This is a genomic window from Desulfobacula phenolica (assembly GCF_900105645.1).
GTDB classification, from domain to species: domain Bacteria; phylum Desulfobacterota; class Desulfobacteria; order Desulfobacterales; family Desulfobacteraceae; genus Desulfobacula; species Desulfobacula toluolica.
The window spans coordinates 136,015-148,001 of sequence record NZ_FNLL01000009.1 but is presented as its reverse complement, the minus strand read 5'-3'; the positions used below and the strand labels follow the sequence as shown (position 1 = coordinate 148,001).

The window sequence follows — 11,987 nt, the reverse complement described above, 5'->3', positions numbered from 1 at the left end:
CCTGAAATGTTTTTTAAATCCCCTTATTTTTCAATTCCTTTTGAAAAATAAAAAACAGTTTTTGACGGCAGTTTATTTGTTCTGAGTTTAAACATTAGATCCCTTTTAACATGTGCAATGGATATAAATCCCTGATCAGCAAAAAAGGATTTACAAAAAACTTCATTCCAGTCATTCACATAGAGAGCAGTGTAATGTATAATTTTTTTCTGCTTTTCAGGCACATAAAAATTAACCGACACAAAAAGGGCTTTTTTATTTGGGTATGCAAGCAGTTGGTCAAACCCGACAGCTGATTTTATCAGAGGATAGAAAAAATCATGGATATTTTCATACAGATTCTTAATTTCATCAAAGGTAACATAGCAGGGATTGGGAACAAGGTTAATAATAGTATTTTTTGAATACAACCCGTTTACAATCAGCCATGCCCCTATTTCTTCAATAGTTTTGGCTCTAATCAAAGTTTCTTCATTATCATGCAAAGCTTTAGGATTTTTATTGAACAAAAGCCATTCACCATTAGAGGAATCATTATTAATGAATTTCAAATAGAGCCCATAAAAATGCCTGTCACTCCTGGAAACAAGCAGTATTTTCCGCACTTTCATTGGCTGGTCTGAAAATTCGATTTTAACCTTGTGTTCCAAGACTGTCCGGTCTTCATGGGAAATCATTGAGCTTTCGCGGATGTTATGTTCAAATGATTTTTTAACTTTTTTGTATTTTTGAAGAATATATTTTTCAAGGGAGTTTGAAAGCCTGACAATATTTTTATAGGGCCACTTTCTAAAATTACCAACCTCAAAAATTTTGTTGATATCCCAATTCCATGTATCCATACATTTTAGAAACAAAATTTTTCTTAAACCAAAAACCGTATTTTCAATCTGATTTTTTTTTGCAACACCCAGTTTAAGGAAAAAACAGGTCAGTAAAAGATTGACGGAATGTTTGTCATCAATTTTTTGGTAAAACGCCACAAGATGTTTCATTAAAAAATAATAAGAATCGTTCTGCGCAAGTCTCAAATAGGAACCGGTATTCATCCATTCGTTCTTATATCGGTTGCACAATAAAAGTTCTTGGCCGGAATCAAAAATATATTTTTCCAAAAGGGCCATTTTGATAACGGATTTGAATGGACTTTTAAGCCATTTGAACATTTGCCATATTGACGCGCCAAAGTATTCACCCGGTGAAATCTCATGGATATCTCCAAGATCAACATACCTGTCCTGGGGATCATTTGTGGAAATTTTACCTCCAATATCAGCGTAATAATTAAGGCTTACGGCAGTAGGCAATACCGACCAGAGTGGAATCTTTCCGGCTAAATAAATCATGGTCCTGTAAAATTCTTCTTTTAACAGGCCGGCTTGTGCTGATCCTGAACTTTCTATGGTGGAATCTCCAAAATCATTGTTTTTAACCTTTGTTACATCCACGATAAAAAAAGTTACCTGAATATTGAATTTATCCCATGCCATTTTTTCAAGCATCAGCAGTTTTTTTTCTAATAGTTTTATTTGAGCCGGCGTTAGAACTGATTCTTGAATGCAAACCCAGTAATCAATATCCGATTCAGAAGTTTGGGCAATGGACCCTACACTGCCGATTGTAAAAAGGCCCTGGATGGCTGGTTCTGAATGCCGCCTCACGATCAGCTTTGCATTGTTCATATAACTTGTACAGACCGACTGGGCTTCAAGGGACGGCACATAATCTGAAATGCCACACGGCGTCTGCTCAGGAACAATATCGAGCAGGGGAAAATCAATGTTTTCATGGATCAGAATCGGGATAATCCTGAACAGGTCTGCCTGTTTTGGTTTGAATATGTCATAAGCCGTCAACAGGCTGAGCTTGTTCTGTTTTAGAAATTTTAATTCACCATAATGCGTAAATTCACAGAAAATCAGCAGATTAATTTGAGATAAGATCGTATCATTAATTTGGGGGATATCCTCAAATGTGAGTTGATATTTTCGTGCATTATAATCTATGGCTTCCGTCGTTGTAACGGTTCGGTTGCTGTGAGGAAAACGGGAAAACCTGGCCTTGACACCGGAAAAATCAACCTGGTTAATATTGGCTGTTGAAAACGACACCCAGGAGATTTTTGAATATGCAAAACACGAATACGACAAGTCGGTATTATTAAAAAAAGACTTTGATATAACAGCTTCTATAAAAATACCGTCTTTGATCTTGGCATTGTTAAAATTAGAATTAAAAATTGAAGCGGCATGAAAGCTGCAATTTTTAAATACCGCCCCTTCTGCATCGACATTGATCAAAACAGCGTTATCAAATGAAACATTTTCAAAGGTTGTATTTCGCATGTCGACATCATAAATCACACAGCTATTAAAAAAGGCAAAAGAAAAACACGCATCAGACAGGTCACAATTTTGAATCGTGCTTTTATTAAAAAATATGGGAGAAGATTTAAAGATTTTTTCCGACAAGTTTTGAAACGATATTTTGCCCCCTTGAAAATCAATACTCTTGGAAGATATATTTTGTTTTAAAATTCCAAGTTTCTTCTCAACCGGATCTTTAAAGAATTTATGAAACAGACGTTTGTTGTTTAATGTTTGTTTTTCATTGGAAACAGTTGAAATGACCTGTAAGAAATCCGACTCCATATTTTTTTTTTCATTTGACAACAGGGTTTTAATTTTATTGACAAATCTGATCACTTCTGTTTTCGAGATATCTTTTGAGTCAGTGGCAGCCTTTTGAAAAATTCCCACCATTCTTTCCGGCCGTTTTTTAATCATGCCGAAAACACAGGCAAGATTTATGTCAAGATTTACTCCTTTGGTATAGTGTTCTTTGTTCAGCGCAATATCCTGGATAAAAAGAAAAGACATTTTTGACAAGGTGGAAATTTCATTCTTAATAACAGGAAGCAAGGAAGGATAAAGCTCTTTGACTTTTTCCAGCAACTTGTATATTGGCAGTTTGCCGGTCGCTACCATTGCCTTGAATGCGTGCATTGTTTCATCTGCTTTGGACTGCGCAAATAATTTCAATATTGAATCAAAAAGATCTGAGTATGTCCCTATGGATGAATTTTCAACAATGTTATAAATAGCAATTCTGACATCAATTTTTTCTTCCGGGTTCAAATAAACCAGCAATATTTTTGAAGGAACCCTGTTTAACAGCATGGACAATGCTTTGAGACCCTGTATTTTTTTTGTTGACTCTTTTGAAACCATTTCTTTTTCCATTATGGTTTTAGGATTTCTCAAAGGTATTTGAATGTTTTGTAAAAAAGGGTCTGCATCCTGATGCCGGTCAAATAATGACGCATAAAATTCAACCACAGAAGATCTTGATGTAATGGAATTTAAAATATTTTTAAAGGCCTCTCCATACTTCAACCTCACTGACGGTCGAGCCTGCAGGTACTGGTCTACAAAAGCGAAGCGGTCGGTTTCCGAAACATCTGCAATACTTTTTTCCATGGAATTAAAATTAATATACCCTTTATACAATGCCTTAAAAGCAAAGCTTGGACCCTTTCCACCCAACTCCAATAATATTTTGAAAAAGGAATTCAACTCTTTGGAAGGTGTTTCAGGCGACATCCGAGCGTAAATCCTTGCACTGACAAGAGCAGATTCTTTCATACCTTCTTTATAACGGGACGGACTTGCTTGATCAGACAGAAGTATCCCAATTTTTTTCAGCAGGAATTCAAGATTGGTTACTGCATAATTTCTTATCAGGACGGAATTGGAAAAAAAACCGGCCAATACCGGAACGATTACAATTGAGGGATTGAAATATCTGGATTGTTTAATAATTTGAACCTTCTGCTTTTCATTTGAATGCTCCCATTGGGCTTCAAAATTCTCAACATCAAAATAAGTGGCAGAAGATTCCATAGAAGTGCTTTTCCTAATCAAGCTTGCCTTTTAATAAATCTCCCAGTCCGGCAAACGGATTGGTGGTGCCCCCTTTTTCAGATGACCTGTCAGACGGTTCGTCTGCATAAGCATCGGCAACCTGGTCCCGGGAATGTTCATTGTCATGGCAGTAAATGCACAACAGCTCCCAATTGCTGCCGTCCGGAGGATTATTGTCATGATTATGGTCTTTATGGTGTACGGTCAGCTCTCGCAGGCGTTTCCCTTCGAACTCGCGACCACAATGAGCGCAAATCCAGGGGTACATTTTAAGCGCACGCTCCCTATAAGTTTTTTCACGCTCAAGCCGGCTTGTTTGAACCTCTGAAATAATACGTTTGATATTGTTATCATCTTTTGACATATATGGGGTTCTCCTATTTTTTGATCCCAAATTACCTGAAAAAATATCATCAATTTTTTATTTGTCGCTCATGCTCTTCATAATGAGTTGTTCTAATTTTTTTAAGGATTTGGAAGATTTCCCGGTTATTTTCTCATTTTTGGCATTTCTCATAAGTTGCCTCAACCTCTGACGATCCAGTCCCGGACAGGCACAAATAAACTCTTCCATGACAGCCGGGTCATCCGTTAATAGCCTGTCCAGCCACCTCCGGGTCTTTTTGACAATTTCAGATTCAATGGGAAGGTCGGAATCTGTTTGCAGCAATGCATGACGGATTGGTTCCGGGTCAACATCCCGCATCAAGGTTCCGATAAATTGCCTCTGCCTTCTGCCTGCAATCTTCGATTTAATAGATCTGGCTTCTATCAGTGCATCCCGCAGATCATCGGGAAGCTCCATGCGTTCCAATTGCCGTATAGGAAGTTTGATGAGCTGTTCTCCTAGTTTCTGGAGTTTTTCAGCCTCTTTTTTTATCTGTGTTCTACTCTTGTCTTGAATATCTTTTTCCATGGTTTCCGCCGATAATAAAAGCCTGAAATATCAGGCTGTAAAATTATAAAATATAGGACAGGACATCCGTTTTTGTCAAGGAAACTACGATGGTATTGCAAGCTGCCAACAAGTAAATGGTGGATCTGTATATCATTCTCAAGCAGGCCTTGTAAGCCCATTTGAAAAGAGTTGTCAATCATTGACATATACTTTTCTTGCTCTCTTGAGTCTTTTACTGACATATCCGGCGATTTTTTTTTCATATTCTGCAACGATTTTGCGGATCAGAGGAATGTTCGGTGAATCAAGTTGAGTATTACCAATAGAGCGTACCGGGGTGACATCCACTGTCGTGCCGGTAATAAAGGCTCCCTGGATATCGGCAAGATTCCTGGTATGGACTGTTTTTTCCAACACTTCCAATCCAAGCCGGCTGCAGATTTGCATCACATGAGTTCGTGTCACACCCTTTAGTACGCTTCCGGCAGGTGAGGTGTAGAGTTTGTTGTCTTTTCCCATAAAAAAAACATTGGAGCGTGAGCCTTCAGTGATGTGCCCGGATTCATTAACGAGCAGGGCTTCATAAGCGTTTGACGACTCTCTAACCGCCTTAACCTGCTCTCTAAAAGAGCCTTTTATGGTCTTAATGTTTGGACAGATCCGTTCTCCTGAGAATAAAATGGTATGAACGCCTTCCAAACGGGCCTTGCTGTCCAAAAATTCAGCAGGGATAAAATAAACCAGAAATATTTCTTTTTCGTTCATCAAGGCTGATACCAGCTTAACGTTGCCATGGTCGCATTTGTTTTTTTCGACCAGGTCTGCAATATTATGCAGAATCTCTGCTTCTTTTTTTGGAATCCGGGTTCCGACAAGGGAGGCTGACATCACAAATCTTTCCAAATGCGCCTCGAAAAAAAGAGGTATACCCTGGCGAATCTGCATCACTTCATAGATGGCCGTGGCTGGAACCTTGTCAAAAATCGCCATATCCGCAGTGGACTGTATGGTTTGGTCTGCAACAAAAAAATTGTGAATCGCTTCTCTTTTCATAACCGTTTCTCGCTTTCAACCTATTGATTTTTTTTAATATTATTTGCCCTGACAGTGGATTGCCAAATTCATGCCAATGCTAACCCACCGTATATTGCCAGGCGGCAATCCACAATGGCATCATCAGTATGCAGATTAAATACTGTATAAACATCATGCTGCTTATGGATTGAGTGTCACCTCCATAATTTTTAACTATTAAAATCAGATTGGTTGCCGGAGGTGCTGCAGCCTGTATCATCATCAGACTGCAAAACAAGGGCATTGAAATATAAAATTTTCCATAATAAAGAATTGCAAAAACAGTTGAAGGCACCAGAACAAATTTTACAGCTGTCACAATTAAAATATCTCTTAATGGCGGCATATCTTTAAATGAAATTGATCCAATGGTGGCTCCCAGAATAAAAACAGCCAAGGGGACTGTGGCCTGGCCGAGCAAATCTATTGATGCAATTACAGATTTTGGTATAAAAGTGGAAAGATGTGTAAAAACGGCTGCAACGGAAATAAAAATAGCAACAAAAGGGGGAGTGATAAAATCCTTCCAATGAATTCTGCTCTCTTTTTTTCCTGAGATCATAACCTTTCCTATACTCCACATGACGGGAGTTAAACCCAGCACAAGAAGAAAACAATACAAAGCAAACAGATCGAACTGATCTGCAAAAAGAATCTGACCGATGGGGAGAACTATATAAACGGCATTCTGCATGCTGGACAGTATCATTAAAGGTTTCTTCTCCGGTTTCAGTTGAAAAGCAAGTCCACTGAAAGCAAGCCCGATCATAACAATTAAAATTCCCGATACAGGCAGAATCCACCAGTTTGTAAAGTTTTCAGGATGAAACCGGATTAATGTTTTAGCAATGATCAGGCAGGGAAGAAAAATATTTACAGTAACAACTGATAAAGCTTGGATCTGTGATTTTGAGATAATATTCCTTCTGACCAGAATGCCTGCGGCAAATGAAATAAGAAACAATTGAAAAATTGCACTAAAAACGGTTATTCCTGTTTGTATAAACATGTATCCGCCTGTTTGCATGTGTTTTATCACACAAAATTTATTTTGAAACTTTTGTCGGACAAATCCATAAAAGCACTCATAAAGCGCAACTGCTGTATGAGGCTATATGTTTTAAGTCTTTATGATTGTCATTCATAGTGCATATTTCCATCCAGAATGATTATTATTTGTCCGCAGTCCGTTATTATATAATATTTAAGTTGGAAAATCTTTGTTTTTAAAGCAAGTATGTCTTTGTTTCTTTTATTTAAACATCAAAATCACAACCATAACAATCTTTTTGTATGGCTGATGGTCATCTCCAATGTAATACGAGCATCAATAACGGTCTCTTTGTTATAAAATTTTAAATTTTTGTTGTTTTTTAATTTTATTTTTAATTCTATTGTTTGACAATATGAGTTCAAATCGATATATTCTATTCTAACGATTCAATAAAGAGGTTTTATGCAAAGCATTATACGAATCAAATTCAAAAAACATAAAACCTTTATTGCAGGGTTTGAAAACACCTTAAAAGAATCAGGCCCTAACAGAATCAGCAATTGACAGGCAGGAGATAATCATGAAAACGTTCATTAGAGTTATGAAAGCATTATCAGATCCTAACCGGGTTAAAATGATGAAAATGCTTCAAACACGTCCCTTATGCGTATGTGAAATAAAAGAAGCACTCGGCATTGCACAGTCCACCGCCAGCAAACATTTAAAAATTCTTGAAGATGCTGAACTGGTAAGAAGCTTTAAGGATGGTTTGTGGGTGAACTATTCTCTTTCCGACGGAAGTAAATCGCCCTATTCAGCCAGCATGATTGGAAACTTGAAACATTGGCTGGATAATGAATCGGAAATAAAGGAGTTGAATCAAATCCTGCCGGGTATTGATCGTCATGAAATTGTTGGAAAATAATTGAATATCAAAAACTATACATTTATATAGTATCGTTAAATGACCACATATAATAAAGATAGGATGGAAGAAATCATGAATTTAAAAGTTGCCAAAACCCCTTCGGCTGGGAAAAAAGAAAATATAATGATGGGTCTGAATTTGATGATGGGGGCAGCAGGTGTATACCTGTGGTGGCTTATTTACAAAGCTCTCCCCGGCTTGTCCAAATGGCTCTCATACAATCTGTTGAACATTGAACAAGGCTCCCACCTGGGCGCTTCTGTTGAATTTTTTCTTTATGACACGCCAAAAGTCATGATGCTGTTATTTTTGGTCGTTTTCGGTGTCGGAATTATCAGAAGTTTTTTTACACCGGAAAAAACCAGGGCATTTCTTTCAGGGAAAAGTGAGTTTGCCGGCAATGTTTTTGCCGCGTTATTAGGGATTATCACACCTTTTTGTTCATGTTCCGCTGTTCCGCTATTTATTGGTTTTGTTACGGCTGGAGTTCCCTTAGGCGTTACTTTTTCTTTTTTGATTGCCGCACCCATGGTCAATGAAATCGCCCTGGGACTTCTTTATGGTCTTTTAGGCTGGAAAGTGGCGGTCATCTATATGGGGACGGGTCTTTTTATCGCCATCATTGCCGGTTGGGTGATCGGCCGTTTAAAACTTGAACATCATATTGAGGATTGGGTCACTCAGGCCAATATGGCCGACATTAATATGGAAGATGAAAAAATGACCTGGAACGACCGGTTTGTATATGGATGGGATGCCGTAAAAGAGATCATCGGAAGGGTCTGGATTTATGTGATTATTGGTATTGGCGTAGGAGCCGGAATTCACGGGTTTGTCCCTGAAGGGGTGATGGCCTCAATTATGGGCAAAAGCTCCTGGTGGTCTGTTCCCCTGTCTGTTCTTATCGGTGTTCCGATGTACTCAAATGCTGCCGGCGTCATCCCGGTTGTTGAGGCACTTTTAGGCAAAGGAGCCGCCCTGGGTTCTGTCCTGGCGTTCATGATGAGTGTCATTGCACTGTCCTTACCTGAAATGGTGATTTTGCGGAAAGTATTAAAGCCTAAACTTATTGCCGTATTCATAAGTGTTGTTGCTTGCGGCATCCTTTTTGTAGGGTATTTATTTAATTTGATTTTATAAAAAATACAACTGAACAACTGCCACGGGCAGACCTGGTCTTTCGCTCAGATTTGCCCACAACAAAACATGAAAGTTGCTGTTTGGATTTTTTGAAGACTTTCATATAAAAATTGAAACAATCATAAATTTAAAAGGAGTTTTATCATGGAAATAAAAGTATTAGGTCCTGGCTGTGCCAAATGCAACAAAACTGAAAAACTGGTTCAAGAAGTGATCAAAGAAACCGGAGCAGATGCAAGTGTAGAAAAAGTCACCGATATGATGCAGATTGCTTCTTACGGTGTGTTTGGCACACCGTCGGTCATTGTGGACGGAGAGGTCAAATGCAGTGGCAAAGTGCCCAAAAAAAAGGATATCAAAACCTGGATCGGAAAATAGATCAAAAAAAATATGAAAAACATACGCAATTGCTTAACATCGTGTGTGTTTAATATGTTTTTTAAAAGAAAACAAAATTCTTTGGTAAAGGAGATAAATCATGTCCCAGGAAAACTGTGCTTGTTCAAAAGACATCATGATTTTTGCTTGCTCCGGAGCGTCCAATCTTGGGCAACTTGCGAACCAAGCCGCTGTTGAATTGACTCAGGAAGGCTTTGGAAAAATGTTTTGCCTTGCTCAAATCGGGGCAAATATTGGCAAATATGTCCAGTCCGCTAAGGTTATGGATGAAATAGTTGTCATTGACGGGTGTGAAAAAGCATGTGGAAAAACTGTTCTTGAAAATGCCTTGATGCACATGAAAAAACATATAGTGATCTCCCGGTTGGGAATTAAAGAAAAAAACAATTTTTTTAATAATCCTGATGACCTGGCGGCAGTAAAACACAAGGTAAAACTTGCTTTTCCATATCCTATTAAAGTTACTTTTCCATCGTCAACACCGCTTTCACCAGGAGACAGGGCAAAATCAAGACAGTTAGGCGGCAAGTGCTGCTGACAATTATTACCGATCCTGAAATCGAAAAAAAATAAAAATTTAAATATAGACAGCCAGGACCTTGAAAAGATTAAAGACAATGGCAGCTTTAGCTGCCACAACAAAAAACAAAAGAATCTGTAAGATAATTACAGCGATTTTACCAAAGGAAAACAAACAATGATACAGATCCCTAAACAATTGAGTCTGCTGTGTATTATTCTGATACTATGCTTTACCTTCCATACAGGTGTGTTTGCAGAAGATTTTTCAAATGTGCCTGCCAAAGGAAAAGTGACAATGATTGATCTGGGTGCAAAAACATGTATTCCATGTAAAATGATGGCTCCAATTCTTGTCAAACTTGAAAAGGCATACAAAGGCAAAGCGGATATCGTTTTCATTGATATACGAAAAAATCGTCAGCAGGCATCAAGGTTCAAAATCCGGGCGATTCCAACCCAGATTTTCTTTAATGAGCAAGGAGAAGAAGTTTACCGTCATGTGGGATTTTTAAATGAAAAATCCATAATCGAACAAATGGCACAAATGGGTATAGAAAAACCAGACCCGGCAAGCAAAGGATAATTTAATGCTGGATACGTTATTTTTAACGATTAACCAATGGATGACCGGCGGGACTGCCTTTGCCGCATTTGGATGCTTTTTATGGGGCTTGATCAGCGTGCTGTTCAGTCCATGCCACCTTGCTTCAATTCCCCTGATAGTCGGATATGTCGGTGGCCAGGAAAAAATGGTCAATCCCAGGCAGGCAGGATTGTATTCAGTCTTGTTCACATCGGGTCTTTTTCTTACAATCGCCTTGATCGGTTTTATTTGTGCCTTGCTTGGAAGAATGCTGGGCGATGTGGGAAACTATTGGCAGATTCTGATCGGTATTATTCTGATTTGGGTTGCACTGGGAATATTAGGCGTTGAAAAATGTTCAATGTCCGGAAGTCTGCTATACAAAATGAATCTGAAAGGTAGGTTTGGTGCCTTTGCACTGGGCCTTGCTTATGGCGTTCTGTCAGGATCTTGCACCTTTGGTTTCATTGCTCCTATTTTGGCTATAATCACTGTACAGGAAAAAATAGCTACTGGTGTTCTCTATATTATCCTCTTTGCATTGGGACACTGCCTTCCCATTGTCATTGCAGGAAGCTCGACAGCCGCCGTAAAGAAGCTGCTTGAAAACAGTGCATGGAACGGGATCGGAATGTGGTTTAGAAAAATTTCCGGATCAACCATAGCGGTTTTAGGAGTTTATTTTATTATCACCCCTTTTTTCAAATAACGGCCATGGCAGATTGATCTGCCACAGCAAAGCATGAAAAATATTTGATTCCAGCAGGTTAAAAATTCTTTAATATAACTGCCACGGGCAGACTTGGTCTTTCAGATTGGTTTGCCCACAACAAAGATTGAAAGTAACTGTTTTTATTTTTGAAGACTTTCATATAAAATTATTCAACATTCAAGAAACAGGAGGAAGACAGCATCATGCTTTTAAAAAAATATACTTTGGAAATATTCAAATCAAAATGTCAGGCCGATGCAAAAGGTGTGCATTGCTTTGCACACCTGGAACAGGATGTAAGTGATACTATCCCGTATCTGAACACAGTTCTCGGCGGATTTGAATACCTGTCCGATCCACCGGCGGTTACATTCAAAGCTCAAGGCAAGCTGATTACGGTCCACGGACGAAAGATTGCAGTTAATGCACTCAAAGATGAAAAAGAAGCAAGAAAAATTGTTGAGTGGCTGAAAAATGAAATCAACACTGTCTGGGAGACAAAAGATGATATTGAACCATGCTACACAGGAATGCCAAGGCCGGGTATCATTGAAATCCTGAAGCTGTTGCCAAAAACCAACTGTAGAGAATGCAATGAAGCCACATGCATGGTTTTTGCCACAAAAATCGCCGAAGGTGCCAAAGGGCCTGAGGACTGTCCCCGGTTGGGAGAAGATGAAAATAAAAAATTAACTGAATATATGAGCCAATTCAATTTAGATCTGTAAACAAACGTTGATTATAGATATTTTCAATACATTTTGATTTTCGCAGTCTTATTAACGATTTGATTTACTGTTTAAACCTTATTAAA

Annotated in this window: 12 protein-coding genes; 7 read left to right on the top strand and 5 right to left on the bottom strand. The window is 38.5% G+C overall.

Going from position 1 to position 11,987, the window contains the following annotated elements; genetic code table 11:
• Positions 1 to 23: 23 nt before the first annotated feature.
• The 5 genes from BLT94_RS15340 to BLT94_RS15320 form a co-directional block, all read right to left on the bottom strand.
• Positions 24 to 3,902 (bottom strand): class I adenylate cyclase, encoded by a 3,879-nt coding sequence (locus tag BLT94_RS15340; RefSeq protein WP_092235922.1) that lies wholly within the window; start codon positions 3,900 to 3,902, stop codon positions 24 to 26.
• 13 nt (positions 3,903 to 3,915) lie between these two features.
• Positions 3,916 to 4,287 carry a YajD family HNH nuclease gene (locus BLT94_RS15335; protein ID WP_092235920.1) on the bottom strand — a complete coding sequence of 124 codons (372 nt, stop codon included), beginning with the start codon at positions 4,285 to 4,287 and terminating at the stop codon, positions 3,916 to 3,918.
• A gap of 57 nt (positions 4,288 to 4,344) precedes the next feature.
• A complete protein-coding gene (yjgA, locus tag BLT94_RS15330; protein WP_092235917.1) occupies positions 4,345 to 4,839 on the bottom strand; it encodes a ribosome biogenesis factor YjgA in 495 nt (164 codons plus the stop codon).
• Between the two features lie 174 nt (positions 4,840 to 5,013).
• A complete protein-coding gene (locus BLT94_RS15325) occupies positions 5,014 to 5,874 on the bottom strand; it encodes an aminotransferase class IV (RefSeq protein ID WP_092235913.1) in 861 nt (286 codons plus the stop codon).
• Positions 5,875 to 5,953: 79 nt separating this feature from the next.
• The gene (locus BLT94_RS15320) at positions 5,954 to 6,904 is read right to left on the bottom strand and encodes an AEC family transporter (protein WP_092235910.1); all 951 of its coding nucleotides are present in this window, start codon (positions 6,902 to 6,904) and stop codon (positions 5,954 to 5,956) included.
• A gap of 565 nt (positions 6,905 to 7,469) precedes the next feature.
• On the opposite strand from BLT94_RS15320, the gene BLT94_RS15315 reads away from it, so the two are divergent.
• The 7 genes from BLT94_RS15315 to BLT94_RS15285 all read left to right on the top strand — a co-directional run bounded on the left by BLT94_RS15315 (position 7,470) and on the right by BLT94_RS15285 (position 11,901).
• Positions 7,470 to 7,814: an ArsR/SmtB family transcription factor gene (locus tag BLT94_RS15315; protein WP_092235907.1), complete on the top strand. Its 345-nt coding sequence runs from the start codon at positions 7,470 to 7,472 to the stop codon at positions 7,812 to 7,814.
• A gap of 75 nt (positions 7,815 to 7,889) precedes the next feature.
• Positions 7,890 to 8,957, top strand: a complete 1,068-nt coding sequence (locus BLT94_RS15310) for a permease (RefSeq protein WP_245743144.1) — start codon at positions 7,890 to 7,892, stop codon at positions 8,955 to 8,957.
• A gap of 144 nt (positions 8,958 to 9,101) precedes the next feature.
• Positions 9,102 to 9,335, top strand: coding sequence for a thioredoxin family protein (locus tag BLT94_RS15305; protein WP_092235902.1), 234 nt, complete (start codon positions 9,102 to 9,104; stop codon positions 9,333 to 9,335).
• 100 nt (positions 9,336 to 9,435) lie between these two features.
• On the top strand, positions 9,436 to 9,894 hold the full coding sequence (locus BLT94_RS15300; RefSeq protein WP_092235897.1) for a putative zinc-binding protein: 459 nt from the start codon (positions 9,436 to 9,438) through the stop codon (positions 9,892 to 9,894).
• A gap of 159 nt (positions 9,895 to 10,053) precedes the next feature.
• Positions 10,054 to 10,461: a thioredoxin family protein gene (locus BLT94_RS15295; protein WP_092235894.1), complete on the top strand. Its 408-nt coding sequence runs from the start codon at positions 10,054 to 10,056 to the stop codon at positions 10,459 to 10,461.
• Between the two features lie 4 nt (positions 10,462 to 10,465).
• The gene (locus BLT94_RS15290) at positions 10,466 to 11,170 is read left to right on the top strand and encodes a cytochrome c biogenesis CcdA family protein (RefSeq protein ID WP_092235891.1); all 705 of its coding nucleotides are present in this window, start codon (positions 10,466 to 10,468) and stop codon (positions 11,168 to 11,170) included.
• A gap of 206 nt (positions 11,171 to 11,376) precedes the next feature.
• Complete coding sequence (locus BLT94_RS15285) at positions 11,377 to 11,901, top strand: (Fe-S)-binding protein (RefSeq protein ID WP_014959286.1); 525 nt, start codon at positions 11,377 to 11,379, stop codon at positions 11,899 to 11,901.
• The last annotated feature ends 86 nt before the right edge of the window (positions 11,902 to 11,987 follow it).